This is a genomic window from Pedobacter sp. A2324 (assembly GCF_059693705.1).
This window is the reverse complement of sequence record NZ_JCASSK010000002.1, coordinates 906,630-924,410: the sequence shown is the minus strand read 5'-3', so window position 1 is coordinate 924,410 and position 17,781 is coordinate 906,630. Positions and strand designations below refer to the sequence as shown.

Genomic DNA, 17,781 nt, shown 5'->3' with positions numbered 1-17,781 from the left:
TTGAAATCATTTCTTTCGTTGTGCATAGATTTCCAATACCTTTGGAACAAATTATAATTTATGCAGTCTATCCTTAATGAAACCGTAGAATTTGTAAAATTGACATTGGCTAATGCTGAGGCTGGTCATGATTGGTTTCACATCGAACGTGTGCTTAAAACAGCATTAAATATTAATAATCAGGAAAATGGCGATGAGTTGATTGTTGCCCTGGCTGCCCTGTTACATGACATTGCAGATCCTAAATTTAATAACGGCGACGAAACGGTTGGGCCACGCGTGGCAGAAGAATTCATGTTGTCGGTTAATGTCGATCTGGCGGTTGTCAAACATGTTAAACTGATCATTCAAAACATGTCGTTCAAGAATAGTTTTGACAACACTGGTTTTTCGTCAAAAGAGATGCAAATTGTACAAGATGCAGATCGTTTGGATGCAATTGGTGCCATTGGGATTGCAAGGGCTTTTACTTATGGTGGATTCAAAAACCGCGTGTTGTATGACCCGGAGGTTTCAGTGCAGCAACATCACTCCAAAGAAAGTTATAAAAATACTACTGCACCTACAATAAACCACTTTTACGAGAAATTGTTATTGTTGAAAGACATGATGAACACAGTTACCGGAAAGGCACTGGCACAGAAAAGACACGACTTCATGCTCCTTTATTTGGATCACTTTTATTCAGAATGGGAAGGGAATTAACTCCTTACACTTCTAAAAATACTCATTAATCAGTATTCTCAGATAGACTAATTGTGCATATTTTTACTAAAAATAATGCTCATGAGTTCTTATAAAGTGAAATACCACAAAAACAGTGTGCTATTAATTGCAATGGCTGGCATTCCAGTGTTTTTTATTTCGCTGATGTTTTATTTCCTGTTCAACATTCCCACACCTAGTTCTGAGCTCGTTATCTTATTACTTACAGCCCTGCTCGTAGCCACAATCTTTTCGCTTTTGATATGGATTAAAAATACCCAGATTTTTGTAGCAGCAAAAGTTTCATTAGAGAATGAGGGCATAACGATTAAGCTGAAGAGGACATCATTTCTATACCGCCGGACAATGGTATTTTCAAGCTGGAAAAATATCGATCGAATAACCGAAATGTTTGACAACCACAATGGAGGTGTTTTTTATCAGATTGCGTTTAAATCTCCTAATTATGTAATTAATTTGGGAGCATTGAAACATGCTGAAGCAGAAGCAAATCAATTTTTTAGAGAATTACAATATTATCGGGAACAGGCGATACCCAATCAAACCTTCGGGCAATCTGCAAAACCTGCATTCTTACTGGAAATCTAGCTTTCATACTCCCCTACCGAATATCATTTATTAAAACAAAAGCTAATTTAATTAGTTTTTTAGCTATTTTTGTTAGTAAAAAATATCTTATGCAATTTGACAGAATTCGTGAAAAATTAAACATCCTTGCTGATGCTGCTAAATATGATGTTTCCTGTTCATCGAGTGGTAGTACACGTAAGAATGAAGGGAAGGGTCTTGGCAATAGTCATACTTCTGGCATTTGCCACACTTACACTGAAGATGGCCGCTGTGTTTCTTTACTCAAAATCCTTTTAACCAACCATTGTATTTACGACTGCCTTTTCTGCGTATCAAGAAAAAGCAATGATGTTAAAAGAGCCGCTTTTTCGGTTGACGAGGTGGTTGAGCTCACTATGAATTTCTACCGAAGGAATTATATTGAGGGCTTGTTTCTAAGTTCGGGAATTTTTAAAAATGCTGATTTTACGATGGAGCGCTTGTTACTGGTTTGCAAAAAGTTGCGACTGGAACAAAATTATAATGGTTACATCCATTTGAAAACAATTCCTGGAGCGAGTGATGAGTTGATCAAAGAGGCCGGGCTATATGCTGATCGGATGAGCATTAATCTTGAAATGCCTACCGAAGCTGGTTTAAAGCTGCTGGCTCCTGAGAAAAGCCATAATGACGTGATTAAACCCTTATCATTTGTTCAGCAAAATATCAAACAATTCGCAGCAGATAAAAAACTGATTAAACATGTACCAAAGTTCGTACCAGCTGGACAAAGTACCCAAATGGTCATTGGCGCAACACCGGAAAGCGATAAAGATATCATGTACACAGCGAATACATTTTATAAAAACTTTTCTTTAAAGCGTGTTTATTATTCAGGATACGTTCCAATCAGCAATGATAGCAGGATGCCGGTTTTAGGAACACAACCTCCATTGCTACGCGAAAACAGACTTTATCAAACAGATTGGCTCATGCGTTTTTACGGATTTAAGGTACAGGAGATTTTAAATGATGCTAATCCCAATCTGGATGTTGATATCGACCCGAAATTAAGCTGGGCTATTCGCAATATGCACCACTTCCCGATTGATATAAATAAAGCTGATTATAAAATGATTCTTCGCATCCCGGGAATTGGTGTAATGTCTGCACAAAAAATTGTTCAGGCACGTAAGTTTGGGAAGCTCAGAATTGATCAGTTAAAAAAGATAGGTGTGGCCTATAACCGGGCGAAACATTTTATTACCTGTGCCGACAGTCCTTATCAATTGAAAGACTATCAGGGAACTCAAATTAAGGCTTTCATTTTAGCCGATAGTCAAAGTAAGTACATAAAAACAGATAGCAATCAACTGATCCTGTTTTAATCCTATTGTTTTTTGATTCAAACAATTCTGTTCCGCTAGAATAAAATGACCTATATCTTCGATGGCTCTTTTCCCGGTCTTCTCACAGCAGTTTTTGAGCACTTCGAGCGTAAAGCGGCAAAAGTAAAGCTAAAAGCTGCAACGGTTTTTCAACCTGAAGCTTTTTCCGAACATTTGTATGTGATTACAGATTCAGAAAAAGCTGACCGGGTTTGGACGGGATTGCAAAAAAAAATAAAGCGGGACTGGATTCGAAAGTTTTATTGCAGTTATTTATCAGAAATTGCGGAAGCGTATGACCATTTATTTCAGTTTGCAATATATATTTTTCAGAACGAAGCCGGGGCCGAAAGCAATTATGGGAATGACCACGTGATAGCCTTGTCTAAATATGCCAAAAGTGTTGAACGGGAAAAGCACCGAATGGAAGCGTTTATTCGTTTTCAGCATACAGCCGATGGAATATTTTACACAGGTGTTGATCCCGATTTCAATGTACTCCCTTTGATTTCCAATCATTTTAAAAATCGTTATGCCGATCAGCAATGGATTATATACGATTTGAAAAGAAAATACGGCCTTCATTACAACCTCGACACCGTTGAAGAAATTACAATAGATTTCTCGAAAGGTACAAACAGTAAAAATCCAGATCCCATATTGCTTGATGGAAAGGAAGAATTGTATTCGGTTTTGTGGAAAGATTATTTTAAGAGTGCAAATATAGTCGCACGCAAAAATACCAAACTCCATATCAGACATGTTCCCAAAAGGTATTGGAAATATTTAACCGAAAAGCAATTGAGTTAACCTGGCATTAACATAAAACTATTAAATTGCACACATGAAATTGAGTGTGCTGGTTTTATTTACTGCCCTGGCTGTGTCATTATCTATCGGCATGGTAAATTTTTACTTTCAGCACAGTTGGTACTATCTGGCCATTTCATTTGGTGTGTCGTTCCTGAGCAGTTTCCTTGTTTTTTACTATCTTCTGGAGAAATACATTTATACCAAGATTAAGTTGATTTATAAGTTGATTCATAATCTTAAACTTGGAAAAGATTTAAAAGATGCGCTGGGCGAGTATGTAAGTTCTGACCCTATAAATGATGTTGAACAGGAAGTAAAAGAATGGGCCGGTGCGAAAAAGAAAGAAATCGATATGCTCAAAAAACAGGAGCAATTCCGTCGTGAATTTCTTTCTAACGTATCTCATGAATTTAAGACCCCTCTTTTTGCGATACAGGGGTATATAGAAACCTTGCAGGATTGTATTGAAGACGATCCGGATATGGCCATAAAGTTTTTGAAGAAGGCTGAAAACAACGTTGAACGTTTAAGCTACCTGATTAATGACCTGGACGCTATTTCAAAGCTTGAGACCGGGGAGTCGCCCATCAATTATCAAAAATTTGACTTTGTACAGCTGGCCAGGGAGGTAATGGAAAACCTTGAAGACAGAGCGAAAGACAAACACATTAAACTTTTTTTTAAAGATAAGTATACCGCCCTTACCATGGTTAATGCCGACAGGGAAAAAATCCGTCAGGTATTGATTAACTTAATGGTTAACAGTATTAAATATGGAATAGAGCAAGGCGAAACCGCAATAAAAATATTTGAACTACATGATCAGTTCCTGATAGAGGTTACCGATAATGGGATTGGCATTGAAGAAAAACATTTACTCCGTTTATTTGAGCGGTTCTACCGTATTGACAGCCATCGGGCAAGAGAGGTTGGCGGGACGGGTCTTGGACTGGCCATTGTAAAACACATTCTGGAAGCACATCAGCAAACCATTTCAGTGAGAAGTACACCCGGGATTGGCACCACCTTCGCATTTACATTACAAAAAGGGGGATAGGCACATCCGATCTATGACTTTGCTTACAGATACATTCTTAACTTTATAACAGCGGACACCAGTGAAGTGTGTAGTGGCCATATTCATCCTTAAGTATTCATTATCAAACAGCTAAAATCGTTGGCTTAATGGATTTATTGACTAAAATCAGTTAATATAATTATGAAATTAACATTAACTTAACATTGAGCTTGTAGCTTTGCAACATATTAAAAATTAACATGAATAATATTTTTAAGTTCTTTACACCTCAAGACAGAAAATTTCATCCTCTTTTTGAGCAAGCCGGTAGCAATGCTTTAAAAATTGCTGACGCTCTTTTAGAAATGGTAAGTACAGCAGATGCAGAAAGCAGAAAAACCATTTTTAAGGAAATAGAACGCTTAGAACACGTCGGAGATGATATTACACATTCAATCTTTCTTGAGTTAAGCAGGAACTTTATCACTCCCTTTGACAGGGAAGATATCCATGCATTGGCTACAGCTGTTGACGATGTTGCTGATTACATTTATGGAACAGCAAACCGTATGCAAATGTATAATATGAATACAATCAATGAGCCGATTGTTAAAATTGCCGAGTTGCTGGTTGAAATGTGTACTGACATCGACAAAGCTATCAAAGAACTACGCAGCTTTAAGAACATCCGCGTAATTGCAGATGCATGTATCCGCATTAACAGTGGAGAAAACCAGGCTGACTACGTATTTACATTGGCTGTTGCCCGTTTATTTGAATACGAAACCAATGCAATTGAATTAATCAAACAAAAAGAGGTTTTACAAACGATAGAAAAAGCGACAGATAAATGCGAAGATGTAGCAAATGTTCTTGAAACTATCCTGGTTAAAAACGCTTAATAAAACACAAACATGGTAACTACCTTATTGGTTGTTGTTGTAATTCTGGCAATTGCTTTCGATTACATTAATGGCTTTCACGATGCCGCTAACTCGATTGCAACGGTTGTTTCTACAAAAGTTCTTACGCCTTTTCAGGCAGTTTTATGGGCTGCGCTATTTAATTTTGCAGCTTATTTCTATTTTACAGACCATAAAGTGGCCAATACCGTTGCTAAAACGGTAATTGAAAGTTACATCACCCTGGAAGTAATTCTTGCCGGCTTAGTGGCTGCAATTATGTGGAATCTGTTAACCTGGTGGTACGGTATTCCTTCCAGTTCTTCTCATACATTAATTGGGGGATTTGCTGGCGCAGGAATGACACATGCTTTACTTACTGGCGCAAGTCCGCTTGCCGCTGTGGAGATGGGTTATGTTGTTAAAATTGTCTCTTTTATTGTATTAGCGCCAATTATTGGTATGGTAATCTCTGTTATATTAACCTTGATCATTATCAATATTTGCCGTTACGCTAAACCGGCGACTGCTGAAAAATGGTTTAAAAGATTGCAGTTGTTATCATCTGCAGCATTAAGTTTCTTTCACGGTGGTAACGATGCACAAAAGGTTATGGGTATTATTGCCACGGCATTAATTGCTGCGAAAGTAATTCCAAACTTCGAAGCGATGCCTGCGTGGGTTCCAATCTGTTGTTACTCCGCAATCTCTCTTGGTACAATGAGTGGTGGCTGGAAAATTGTAAAAACAATGGGATCTAAAATCACTAAAGTTACAGCCCTTGAAGGTGTTGCAGCTGAAGGTGCCGGCGCGGTAACCTTGGGAATTACTGAGCACTTCGGGATTCCGGTTTCCACTACACATACCATTACCGGTTCAATTGTTGGTGTGGGTGTTGTAAAGAGTGTTTCTGCTGTTCGCTGGGGTGTAACTATTAATTTGATCTGGGCCTGGATTTTAACTATTCCGGTTTCGGCAACTTTAGCCGCAATTATCTATGCCATTATCTATTTTGTAAAATAGAGCAACAATATATCGAATAAAAAAGACCATAGCAAAAGCTATGGTCTTTTTTATTTACAAGTATAATTGAATGAAAGCAACTAAAATTTAACACTTAACTCCACTTCGTTGGTCCCTTTTTGAGGCAACACCCAGTCTGGACCGGCCTGAACTAAACGGCGGGCCTCCGCGTCGGCCTTTTTATCAAGCGACTTAATTACTTTGATGTTTGATGGACGACCATTTTTGTTGACTTTAAAGCTTAGGATTACGTATCGCTCCGGACCTTTAGGATTGTACAGTTTATTGTTATGCTCCAGATATTCCTGATAATTAATGGTGGACACAGGAATTGGTTTAGAAATTTCTTCAAGCGGCTTACCATCTAAGTTTTGTACTGCACGCAAAGTAATTGTAGGCGCTTTGATATCTTCTTTCTTCCTACCATTTGACCCTGTAATTAATGCTATTTCCTGTAAAGATTTATCACCACTCATTGCATTTCTTATCGCATTAGGGTCCTGAACACCTATTACCGGAACTTCCTTAAACCCTATTGCACTAATCAGCAAGTCTTTATCCTTTGCTATGCTATCAACTGGTAGCGAGAAAAATCCTTTTGAGTCTGTAGCCGTAATGCCCTTTCCACCCAACGATTTTACTATAGCACCTTGAATAGGCCTGCCGTTCAGCTTATCGACTACATTCCCACTAAACACAACCTGCGCATTCCCTGTTGTGGGCAAAGGACTCATATCTGATTCTTTAAGTAATGTCTGCTGATCAGCCTGACGCGCTAGCGGTTGAGTTTTGGCCTTGACAGCAGTTTCTTCATATAATCGCTCCTGAGAGGCAGTAACGTCTATTTTGGCCTGCCTTGTGGCTTGTTTCCTGTTTTTTGCCAGATACCCTGTTTTTGCTTCAGTGATGGCATGGTCCATCGAAGATGACTGAAGGGCGATCTTTTGGCCGCCAGGCGTATGTGGCTTAGTTACTGCAACAGCGGTAGCGGTATCAAGATTAACGATTACTCCATTGGCTTTTCTAGCTGCTATTTCTGCATTCTTACGATTGGACTCCCTCATGAAAAACAGAATGCTTACCGCAATAAAAGCTACGGTGGCGGTTGCTGCAATGCTCAGACGCTGAGTGGTGATCCCCCACATTCTACGCTTAACAGGTTTTTCAGAAACCCTGTCATGAAGTTGTTTCTGTAAAATAGAAAGTGTTTGTTTACGTTTTGGTGACTGCCGCAAACCTTCAAGTGCTTCGGCCACAAATGGATCTTCCAGTGCCTGGCGCTCGACAAAGTGCATGCCCCTGGCATCAAGTTTACCATCAAGGTAATCTTCCAGCACATTAATATCTAACCAATCGTTATTCACCACTGTTTTTTTCTATACAAATCTTTAAATTCCGTTTACCATTCTGAATGTAGCTTTTGACCTTAAGCATATCATAACCAGTAATCTCTGCTACCTCTTTGTAGCATTTTTCCTGGAGATAAAATAAATCTACGCTTTTTCGCTGTTCCTCAGTTAAAGTTTCCATGCACTTTTCCATAATGGTAAGCTGTGTTTCTTTTGTGTTGTCAATATCCAGATGCACAAACTCCGTATTTTCCACAAAGGTGTCGTCTATAGAAACGTTATTTTGCCTGGAAGATTTTCTCAATGCCATCAGGCAATGATTCCTGGTTAAGACATGAAGCCAGCTTTTAAAATTCAGTACCTCGTGGATCTTGAGCTTAGTAACCAATTCTTCGAAAATATGCATTACAGCATCCTTACTCAATTCCTCATCTTTAAAATAATTGAAGCAAACACCGAAAACCAGGTGCATATACTTGTTATAAAGCGTACCCAATGCATTTAAATCACCTGTGTTTTTATACGCGGCGATAAGTTCTGCATCCTGGTGCTGGTTATTTCCAGCTGTGTTCTTTATAAACTTCAAAAATTAAGGTAGCTATATTAATTATCCCTCAAGTATAAAAAATATTTTTGAGTATCGATATGGAAAAGTAAGAGTAGCTACATCATCCTTAAAACTAACCGATTATGAAAAAGCTACTTTTATGTTTAATTGCAATTGTTTTGCTGGTGAGCTTCTCGCCGGACAAGAAAAGAATCATTACCGGAGTTGTTACTGATGGGAGCACCGGCCTGCCCAACGCCGCTATAGCAACCAACATCAGCAAACGGGTCACTACTACAAATTCAAAGGGAGAGTTTACTATTGAAGTGTCAGATAAGGACACTGAGCTGAGGGTATCTTACATTGGGTATGTTAGTCAGCATATCAAAATCGGGCGCAATAACAGGATTTCGATTACGCTGGTACCGGATTTGAAATCACTTGATGAAATTGTCGTCGTTGGGTATGGCATTCAGAAAAAAACTTCAATTACGGGATCTGTGGCCACTTTGGATCAGGCTCACGCTTTTCTGGGAAGAGCTGCAGGAGTATCCGTAAGCAAAATGAGGATGGAAAAAATGGACATGGTTAAAAACAATGAAAGCTATTCGATGATAAACGAGAATATTTTTCATAAAGCTAAAAGTGATCCGCTTTCTACGTTTTCTATTGATGTTGATGCAGCTTCCTATACAAATATCAGAAGATATGTAAATGGTGGAAGCCTCCCTCCTGCAGACGCTGTAAGGATAGAAGAAATGATCAACTATTTTGACTACGAATATGAACAACCAAAAAACGGGGAGCCGGTTAATATCATCACAGAGATTGGTCCTGCGCCATGGAATGCTGAACATAAACTGGTTCAGATCGCCTTGCAGGCAAAAGTAATTCCAACTGAACATTTACCTGCGTCCAATCTGGTATTTCTAATTGATGTGTCGGGGTCGATGAGTGATCCAAATAAATTACCGCTTCTGGTATCGTCTTTTAAATTGCTGACCGATCAGCTTAGGGCAAAAGACAAAGTGGCAATTGTTGTATATGCCGGTAATTCCGGAGTGGTTTTGCCGGCAACAAATGGTGATGAGAAAATTAAAATTAAGGAAGCCCTGGATAAGTTAAGCGCCGGCGGTTCAACAGCGGGAGGACAAGGCATAGAGCTTGCCTATAAAATAGCGGGGGAAAACTTTGTAAAAAACGGAAATAACAGGGTGATATTAGCTACTGATGGTGATTTCAATGTGGGTGCAAGCAGTGATGCTGATATGCAGGAGTTAATTGAAAAGAAAAGGGAAAGCGGCATATCTTTAACTGTTCTCGGTTATGGGATGGGCAATTACAAAGACAGTAAAATGGAAATAATGGCTGATAAAGGTAACGGTAATTACGCCTACATCGATAATTTAACTGAGGCCAGAAAGGTATTAGTTAATGAATTTGGCGGAACATTATTTACCGTTGCAAAAGATGTGAAGCTGCAGGTTGAATTTAATCCTTCGAAAGTTCAATCCTACCGTCTTATTGGATATGAAAACCGCTTGCTAAATAAAGAAGACTTCAATGACGATAAGAAAGATGCGGGTGAAATTGGTTCTGGGCATACGGTTACTGCACTCTATGAAATAATTCCGGTCGGTGCCAAAGATGTTTTATCAGGTTCTGTTGACGACCTGAAATACCAGAAAACCATTCAATCAGGATATGAAAATTCAGGAGAGATGTTAACAGTAAAGCTGCGTTATAAAGAACCTACGGGAAACAAAAGCAAATTAATCATACGCGGTTTAAGCGATAATCCTATTGGTTTGAATGCACGAAGCGATAATTTCAGATTTGCCGCAGCGGTTGCAGAATTCGGAATGATATTAAGGAAGTCTTCATTCAAACAAAATGCTAACTTTGAGCAGGTAATTTCTTTAGCTGAAAATGCAAAAGGAAAAGATGAAGAAGGTTACCGTTCAGAATTTTTAAGTTTGGTAAAATCAGCCAAACTAATGGCAAAAGATTTGCTAAGCATAAAAGATAAACTCATCATGAATGAAAAAAATTAATATTCTATCTGCATCCCTGGCATTAATGTTATTTTCAAACCTGAATGTAAACGCTCAGATTAAACTGGGCGATATTTTCAAGAAAGTAACTGAAAAAGCCACAACCACCAGTGCAACCGGCACACCCACTACATTGGAGATTGGACAGGGAATTAAGGAAGCCTTGCAAATCGGTGTTTCGGCCGGCGCTGATCGATTATCTGTTAAAGATGGTTTTCTGGGCAACCTTGCAGTGAAAATTTTAATGCCCCCTGAAGCCCAGAAGGTAGAAAAAACGCTTCGAAGTATTGGGTTTAATTCACTTTGTGATAATGTAATTACCAGTTTAAACCGTGCTGCTGAAGATGCAGCTAAAGAAGCAAAACCCATTTTTGTTTCTGCCATCAAGCAAATGACGTTGACCGATGCGACCAATATCCTCTTAGGCAATAAAGATGCAGCAACGGAATATTTTAAAAGGGTAACAACAGCAGACCTGACTCAAAAGTTCAGTCCGATTGTGACCAATAGTTTAAGTAAAGTAAATGCGACAAAATATTACAGCGACCTGACGACACAGTACAATAAAATACCATTAGTTAAACCAGTGAACACGAATTTAACTGCCTACGTTACACAGAAAGCGATTGACGGCTTATTCATTGAAGTAGCCAAAGAAGAACTTAAAATACGGGATAATCTAAGTTCACGAAGTTCGACACTTTTACAAAAAGTATTCGGTTACGCTGATAAAAAGAAATAGATTTAAAAAAAGCCCTGACTCAGGGCTTTTTCATTTAAGGCATATCAAAGTAAAATAATAGCTTTAGCTCATTGTGATAAAGTGATTACAAAAACAATTTGTAAAATTGTCCATGAAGAAACTCGACTTGATCCTCATTGCGTTCAGCACCTCATTCACAATAATGATTAGTTCATGCAATCATAAAAGCAATGATGCCAGTACGCCCGTTCTGGATACGGTTTCGCTTAGCGGCAAGAACTTTGCGCTAGCCTATCAGGATGGCAGTAAGATTGTGGCAACAAGCATTGACACCATGAAACAAATTTCATTTGGTGGCGCAACCCATCCGGCAATTTCTCCTGACGGAAATAAATTGGCTTATACGGTTACAGATAGTGCGGGTAATAAAAGTATCTGGGTTGCCGATTTGGAGAACAAGAGTCAGCAGCAGCTACATGCTGACAGCGAACAATTTGACCAGGCTTCATGGTCGCCTGATGGGCAAACCATTGCTTACCAGATACGGGTTAAAAACGGATGGAAAATCGGAACAACAAAAATTGATAATACCCAAAATATCATTTTTGATGAGCAGTCCAATATAAGCTATTTTGCACCTACCTGGAAAAACAATAGAGAAATAATTGCTCACGATTTAACCGGTCTATACACCTACGCTGTAACCGGAAAAGAATTATCCAAACAGTTGATTTCCGGCCTGGTAAATCACCAAATTACGATATCGGCTGTAAATCCCTTCTTCTATTCCAGTGATGGAAAACATATCATTTTCAGTGCCGGCAACAATGAGGTATTGGCAGGATCTGACAAACCCGGTACCGCTATTTATATTCTTAACCTTAAAAGCAAAGCGGTAAAAAGGATATCTCCGCAAAATACCAATACCCCTGATCTTTTTGTTACTCGTGACGATCGTATCTTTTTCAGTGGCTCGGAAAAACATTCTGAAAGCAGCAAAATCTATATTTCTGATTTAAAAGGCAATATTAAAGTGCTTGTAGACAAAGGGACATATCCAACAGCAGCCCTAAAGTAAGTTCAGCTATCAGTACCAATAAGGCTATTAAAAAAATCGTAAATAATTTAAAGTAATATTTACTTTCATCCGTTTACTGGTATATCTAACAGAATTTAGTGCCTACAAACGAATCCCAAAATATAATCTCTACCGTTGCCAGCTATGGCAAACGCTTATTTAGTTTCATCCGAGGCAGGGTGAATACAGATGAGGACGCAGAAGATATTTTACAGGATGTATGGTATCAATTGAGTAACCAGCCTGAAGCTGGTGCGATTGAACAGATTGGTGGCTGGCTTTATCGTGTCGCCAGAAACAAAATTACTGATCGCTATCGTAAACAAAAAGATGTTCTTATTGAAGATCTGAGCTACGAAGATGAAGATGGTGAAATTAACTTCAGGGAAATTTTACTCGCCGAATCTTACTCACCAGAAGAAGAAGGTTTAAAAAAATTATTCTGGGACCAGCTTTTCCTCGCACTGGAAGAACTTCCTGAAAACCAACGCTATATTTTTGTTCAAAATGAACTGGAGGACAGGACATTTCAGGAGATAGCTGATGAAACAGGTGAAAATATTAAAACATTAATTTCAAGAAAGGGCTATGCAGTTAAGCACTTGCGTAGTCGTTTACAAAATTTATATCAGGAATTTATAAACTATTAACTAGGAAGATATGATAAACAGAAAGTTTAGTAAAGTGCAAAAATTTATTTGCTTTTTACCTGTTGTGGCATTAATTGCAGCAGCTTTGGGCTACATCGTCATGTTTCTTTGGAACGCTATATTACCTGAAGTGGTACACGCGGGCAGGTTGAACTTTTGGCAGGCACTAGGCCTTTTGGTGCTGTGCAGAATACTGTTTGGGAACTTTAAAAAAGGTGGAGATAACAGCCGCTTCAAACAGCGTGCAATGGCCATGCGATCGAAATGGCAAAATATGAACGATGAGGAGCGGGCAAGGTTCAAAGAAGAATATAAACGAAGATGTGGCGGCGGATGGGGACACCGCAACAAACAATAATTCTGGCCGGCTTTTAAGCTGGCTTTTTTTATGCCGTATAGTCAACAAATCTCGCTTACAAACCCTGGAGGCTTATAAAAAACATTTTACGTTTTTTAAAGTAAAAATTAAGTTCTTCCGTCTACCCTATTAAATAACAGGATATCAATATGAAACAAATATTAAAATCAATAGGATTTGGAATTGTACTTGGTGCAATTACATTCTTTATACCATTTATATTTAAATTTATTTTTGGCATGATCATCATAGGGTTTGTATTTAAAATGTTCTTCAGGGGACGAAGACATCGCAGATTGGAACAGCATTATGAAAACTTCAGCTCGCATCATGCTCCGGTTGTTCCAATAGATAACCAATGGTATAAACCTGTAATCAGCGAAAACGGATACATCCAAAACATTAACGTAAACTACCAGTAATATGAAGGCTTTCAGAATAATATTAGCATTATTTGTGGCTGTAACGACCTTTTACAGCTTAAATGTATTGGCTATACAGTATGGTTATCGCGACAGACTGGATTTTAAAAACCGACATTATCACGAATATGACTGTAAGGATGAACATTATCGGAATCACGTCCATAACCATCATGTAGGAAAAGTAGAAGATAGCAATGTGGTGCGCATTGATAGTTCAATCAAAATAAGATAAGTTATGTCGCAGATTTTACTACTCAGCAGCCCTTCTCAGGATGATGTAAATCCAATTCTCCACTTAGCCAGTGAATTAATTAATCGTGGCGAACAGGTGACCTTTTTTAGTTCGGATGAATTCAAACGGCCTATTGAAGATATTGGAGCTGAATTTAAACCTTATAGCAAAGAGCTGGACGCATTTAACAAAAATGCTGACGAAAAACCTACATCTGGGTTGATTACAGCGCTTTTGGAACCGATGAAGTTCATCGACGATATTGCCGTACAAATAAGAGGATTGAAATTTGACTATGCCATATTTTCACCTGATTATCCATATGCCAGCATCATCACGAGGTTACTTGGAATTCCGAGATTGCAATACAGCAACTCTAATTGATGATATCAGTTAAATCAATAAATTAAATTTTTAAAAGAACAAAAATGTACAACGAACATAGATGCCATTCGGGCAAAATACACAGTGGCTGGAGACAAAAGGGAAAATTTGGTGACCACCACGGCAGAAAATTTACACGGAACTTTGAAGGGTTCTTCAGGGAAGGATTCAGACGTGTACCGGCAAATATTGAAGAAACAAACGAAAATTTCATCATCTATTTATTTGCACCTGCATTGATTAAAGAATATTTGAAGGTAAATACAAAGGACGACATATTAACCATTTCCTACTCGCCGAAGGAAACTGAGGAAACTATAGAAAAGTTTACCAGAAGAGAATACAGCAACGGAAGCTTTGAACGGGCTTTTTCCTTAAATGGAAAAGTTATGACCGACGCGATTGCTGCTAGTTATACAGATGGCATCTTAAAAATTACCCTTCCAAAAAACCCCGAAACTAATATTCCTGCGAAAGATATCGCTGTGAACTAGGTTTCGTCTATTATAATTTCAGCCGCCCTGATTGTGAAACAATCGGGGCTTTTTCTTTTTGAAAAGCCTGTAAATAGAAAGAGATTTTATCGGATCGTCGCCTTCAGAATCTTTTAACAGACGGATATTTAAATCGCGCTTGCTATTGGCCATATTTTAAGGTACTTTTGCTGAAATAGATAAAGATAACAGTTTGAATTTTAACGACTTTAATTTTAACCCCGACTTATACGAAGGCCTTATGGCAATGGGGTATAAAAGCGCTACTCCTATACAAGAACAAGCTATTCCTGTAATTTTAGATGACCATGACCTGATTGCCTGCGCGCAAACTGGAACAGGGAAAACTGCCAGCTACCTTCTTCCTGTAATGGATAAGATTAGCCGTGCGGCCGAGCGGCATAACAATACCTTAATCCTGGCACCTACGAGAGAGTTGGCTCAGCAGATCGACTTACAGGTTGAAGCGCTTGCCTACTTTACCAACATTAGCTCTCTAGCGGTTTATGGTGGTGGAGACGGCATTGCATACGAGCAGCAGAAACGCTCAATGCGTGAGGGCGTGGACATCATAATTGCTACCCCGGGTCGCCTTATGGCACACCTTTCATCAGGAGCCTTAAAGCTGGAGCATCTGCAACATTTGATTTTGGATGAAGCTGACCGCATGTTGGACATGGGGTTTTATGATGATATTATGCGTATTGTTAGCTATCTGCCGAAGAAAAGACAAACGTTGCTGTTTTCGGCTACAATGGCTCCGAAAATCAGAAAAATGGCGGGAAGTATTCTACATGAGCCGCAGCAGATTACCATTTCGATTGCTAAACCGGCTGAAGGAATTGATCAGCAAGCTTATAATATTCATGATCAGCAAAAGCAAGCCTTATTAAGTGACATCTTTAAGGATGGAACTTATAAAAGTGCCATCATTTTTGCCTCTACAAAAGACAAGGTTAAAGCACTTTACAAAACCTTTAAAGGACTAACGATTAAAGCTGAAGCTTTTCACTCAGACCTTGGACAAAAGGAACGTGAAGATATTTTACTGGCGTTCAAAAACAAAAGATTGCCGATTATTATCGGAACCGATGTGCTCTCGCGCGGTATTGACGTAGAGGGTGTTGACCTGGTTATCAATTATGATGTACCCGGCGACCCGGCAGATTATGTACACAGAATTGGTAGAACGGCAAGAGCAGCAACGAAAGGTACAGCCATTACACTTGTAAACGGACGTGATAAGCGTAAGTTCGACAATATTGAAAAGCTGATTGAAAAAGAAGTTCCGCGGATGCCTTTACCCGATCACATTGCAACAATGGAAATCAGCCACGTTGAAGAGAAAAAGCCTCAACATCAAAAGAATAACGGAAAGAAAAAGGTGTGGTTTAAAAAGAAAGCCAAACCAAGTAATCCAAGCTAAAAGTATTTAAACGCTGATCAAAATTGATTGGCGTTTTTGTTATGCTCTTATTATATAACTATAAAAAAGCCACAAGTTTAAATTATCTGGACTGCATATTTTTTTATCAAACTATTAACACTCTGGCAAACTTATTGGAATATTGGTTGCCAAACCACCATCAGAGGTTTCCTTGTATTTTGCATTCATATCCAGAGCCGTTTCCCACATGGTATTCACCACAGCATCGAGGCTAACTTTCGCTTTATCAGGATTGCTTTGTAAGGCCAGTTGGCTCGCCGTAATGGCCTTAATCGCACCCATGGTGTTCCTTTCAATGCAGGGAATCTGCACGAGCCCACCTATAGGATCGCAGGTAAGGCCAAGGTGATGTTCCATAGCAATTTCGGCCGCCATTAACACCTGCCGCTGTGAACCCCCTAAACATTCGGTCAACGCTGCTGCAGCCATTGCCGAAGACACGCCTATCTCTGCCTGGCAACCACCCATTGCGGCAGATATGGTAGCGCCCTTTTTGAAAATGCTACCAATTTCGGAAGCACAGGCAATGAATTGTATAATTTTATCTTCAGAATAGCCGTCACAAAAGGCAATGAAATATTGCAGAACAGCCGGAATAACTCCCGCAGCGCCATTTGTAGGGGCAGTAACTACACGGCCAAAAGAAGCATTTTCTTCATTTACGGCCAGTGCAAAACAACTTACCCAATCTAAAATATAGTTGAATCCATTACCACCTTTTCTAATTGCCTCAATCCATGAATTATAATCATGGTATTCCGTTTTGCCAATCAGGCGCTTATTCAGCGCAAAAGCCCTACGGGCAACATCCAGGCCTCCAGGTAAGAAGCCGGTGGTATGGCAGCCTCTGTAGATGCAGTCGCGCATAACAGCAAAATGTTGTAAAATACCGGCTTTGGTAACTGATTCAGCTCTCCACGCCAGTTCATTTTCCATCACGATTTCACTCACCTTTAAGCCGGTAGATAAACACCAGTGCAGGAGCTCTTTTGCTTTTTCCACCGGGAAAGGTAAATCAACCTGAGGCTTTAAGCTATTATCTTCACCTTCTTTAACTACAAAGCCACCTCCAATAGAGTAATATGTTTCTGAAAAAGCCTTACCAGTATTTAAAAAAGCCTGTATCGTAACGGCGTTAGGATGAAAAGGCAAACTTTCTGCAAATAGAAAAAGTAAGTCCTCATTATAGTCGAATTTGATTTCACGGTGTCCCGCAAGATTGAGTTTCTGGTCGTTTTGAATGGCAAGAAAAGTTGGGGTTACCGCATCTACATCAAAAGTCACCGGGTCGGCACCTGTTAAACCTAATAGCAAAGCTACATCCGTCCCGTGCCCTTTACCCGTTTTGGCCAAGGAACCGTAAAGCAAAATTTTTATCGTTTCAACACCATCTATTAAACCCTGACTACTAAGTGAATCCGTGAACTGTTGTGCAGCTCGCCACGGGCCCAGCGTATGAGAACTCGACGGGCCTATTCCTATTTTAAAAATATCGAAAACGGAGATTTGTTCCTTAATCATGAAGCAAATTAGTTACGCAAAGCTATGATTTGTTTTCTTAAAAAAACTAATTTGCCACCAAATACCAATTTTACAATACGATAATCTCAGAAATAAGTTTAATTGTTGATTTCTTATTAG

The 17,781-nt window shown here is 39.1% G+C and carries 20 protein-coding genes; 17 read left to right on the top strand and 3 right to left on the bottom strand.

Going from position 1 to position 17,781, the window contains the following annotated elements:
* Window positions 1-60: 60 nt before the first annotated feature.
* The 7 genes from AC570I_RS09145 to AC570I_RS09115 all read left to right on the top strand — a co-directional run bounded on the left by AC570I_RS09145 (window position 61) and on the right by AC570I_RS09115 (window position 6,419).
* The gene (locus tag AC570I_RS09145) at window positions 61-705 is read left to right on the top strand and encodes an HD domain-containing protein (RefSeq protein ID WP_497405217.1); all 645 of its coding nucleotides are present in this window, start codon (window positions 61-63) and stop codon (window positions 703-705) included.
* 81 nt (window positions 706-786) lie between these two features.
* Window positions 787-1,314 (top strand): hypothetical protein, encoded by a 528-nt coding sequence (locus tag AC570I_RS09140; RefSeq protein WP_497405216.1) that lies wholly within the window; start codon window positions 787-789, stop codon window positions 1,312-1,314.
* 89 nt (window positions 1,315-1,403) lie between these two features.
* Window positions 1,404-2,663: a putative DNA modification/repair radical SAM protein gene (locus tag AC570I_RS09135; RefSeq protein WP_497405215.1), complete on the top strand. Its 1,260-nt coding sequence runs from the start codon at window positions 1,404-1,406 to the stop codon at window positions 2,661-2,663.
* A gap of 45 nt (window positions 2,664-2,708) precedes the next feature.
* Window positions 2,709-3,473 carry a TIGR03915 family putative DNA repair protein gene (locus AC570I_RS09130; protein ID WP_047799613.1) on the top strand — a complete coding sequence of 255 codons (765 nt, stop codon included), beginning with the start codon at window positions 2,709-2,711 and terminating at the stop codon, window positions 3,471-3,473.
* A 34-nt stretch (window positions 3,474-3,507) separates the two neighbouring features.
* Window positions 3,508-4,533, top strand: coding sequence for a sensor histidine kinase (locus AC570I_RS09125; RefSeq protein ID WP_047799614.1), 1,026 nt, complete (start codon window positions 3,508-3,510; stop codon window positions 4,531-4,533).
* Between the two features lie 221 nt (window positions 4,534-4,754).
* The gene (locus AC570I_RS09120; protein WP_197082401.1) at window positions 4,755-5,396 is read left to right on the top strand and encodes a DUF47 domain-containing protein; all 642 of its coding nucleotides are present in this window, start codon (window positions 4,755-4,757) and stop codon (window positions 5,394-5,396) included.
* Between the two features lie 12 nt (window positions 5,397-5,408).
* Window positions 5,409-6,419, top strand: a complete 1,011-nt coding sequence (locus tag AC570I_RS09115; protein ID WP_047799616.1) for an inorganic phosphate transporter — start codon at window positions 5,409-5,411, stop codon at window positions 6,417-6,419.
* A gap of 80 nt (window positions 6,420-6,499) precedes the next feature.
* Here AC570I_RS09115 and AC570I_RS09110 read toward each other — a convergent pair whose 3' ends face one another.
* Together AC570I_RS09110 and AC570I_RS09105 are read right to left on the bottom strand one after the other, a co-directional pair.
* Window positions 6,500-7,783 (bottom strand): energy transducer TonB, encoded by a 1,284-nt coding sequence (locus AC570I_RS09110; RefSeq protein WP_497405214.1) that lies wholly within the window; start codon window positions 7,781-7,783, stop codon window positions 6,500-6,502.
* Window positions 7,776-8,354, bottom strand: coding sequence for an RNA polymerase sigma factor (locus tag AC570I_RS09105; protein WP_047799618.1), 579 nt, complete (start codon window positions 8,352-8,354; stop codon window positions 7,776-7,778). The genes AC570I_RS09110 and AC570I_RS09105 overlap by 8 nt, the downstream gene beginning before the upstream one ends.
* A 104-nt stretch (window positions 8,355-8,458) precedes the next feature.
* Between AC570I_RS09105 and AC570I_RS09100 the strand changes: the two genes are divergently transcribed.
* The 10 genes from AC570I_RS09100 (at window position 8,459) to AC570I_RS09055 (ending at window position 16,119) form a co-directional block, all read left to right on the top strand.
* A complete protein-coding gene (locus AC570I_RS09100; RefSeq protein ID WP_497405213.1) occupies window positions 8,459-10,369 on the top strand; it encodes a vWA domain-containing protein in 1,911 nt (636 codons plus the stop codon).
* Entirely contained in the window at window positions 10,356-11,111 is a 756-nt protein-coding gene (locus AC570I_RS09095) for a DUF4197 domain-containing protein (RefSeq protein WP_047799620.1), read from the top strand. The genes AC570I_RS09100 and AC570I_RS09095 overlap by 14 nt, the downstream gene beginning before the upstream one ends.
* Window positions 11,112-11,223: 112 nt before the next feature.
* Complete coding sequence (locus AC570I_RS09090; protein ID WP_497405212.1) at window positions 11,224-12,150, top strand: TolB family protein; 927 nt, start codon at window positions 11,224-11,226, stop codon at window positions 12,148-12,150.
* A gap of 98 nt (window positions 12,151-12,248) precedes the next feature.
* Window positions 12,249-12,800, top strand: coding sequence for an RNA polymerase sigma factor (locus AC570I_RS09085; RefSeq protein WP_047799622.1), 552 nt, complete (start codon window positions 12,249-12,251; stop codon window positions 12,798-12,800).
* Window positions 12,801-12,810: 10 nt separating this feature from the next.
* On the top strand, window positions 12,811-13,158 hold the full coding sequence (locus AC570I_RS09080; protein WP_047799623.1) for an HMG-box domain-containing protein: 348 nt from the start codon (window positions 12,811-12,813) through the stop codon (window positions 13,156-13,158).
* Between the two features lie 149 nt (window positions 13,159-13,307).
* A complete protein-coding gene (locus AC570I_RS09075) occupies window positions 13,308-13,580 on the top strand; it encodes a hypothetical protein (RefSeq protein WP_497405211.1) in 273 nt (90 codons plus the stop codon).
* A gap of 1 nt (window position 13,581) precedes the next feature.
* On the top strand, window positions 13,582-13,815 hold the full coding sequence (locus AC570I_RS09070; RefSeq protein ID WP_497405210.1) for a hypothetical protein: 234 nt from the start codon (window positions 13,582-13,584) through the stop codon (window positions 13,813-13,815).
* Between the two features lie 3 nt (window positions 13,816-13,818).
* Complete coding sequence (locus AC570I_RS09065) at window positions 13,819-14,199, top strand: hypothetical protein (RefSeq protein ID WP_497405209.1); 381 nt, start codon at window positions 13,819-13,821, stop codon at window positions 14,197-14,199.
* Between the two features lie 44 nt (window positions 14,200-14,243).
* Entirely contained in the window at window positions 14,244-14,693 is a 450-nt protein-coding gene (locus tag AC570I_RS09060; protein WP_047799626.1) for an Hsp20/alpha crystallin family protein, read from the top strand.
* A 193-nt stretch (window positions 14,694-14,886) separates the two neighbouring features.
* Entirely contained in the window at window positions 14,887-16,119 is a 1,233-nt protein-coding gene (locus AC570I_RS09055) for a DEAD/DEAH box helicase (RefSeq protein WP_047799627.1), read from the top strand.
* A 114-nt stretch (window positions 16,120-16,233) separates the two neighbouring features.
* On the opposite strand, the gene AC570I_RS09050 is transcribed toward AC570I_RS09055, so the two are convergent.
* Entirely contained in the window at window positions 16,234-17,661 is a 1,428-nt protein-coding gene (locus AC570I_RS09050) for an L-serine ammonia-lyase (RefSeq protein WP_497405208.1), read from the bottom strand.
* Window positions 17,662-17,781: the final 120 nt, after the last annotated feature.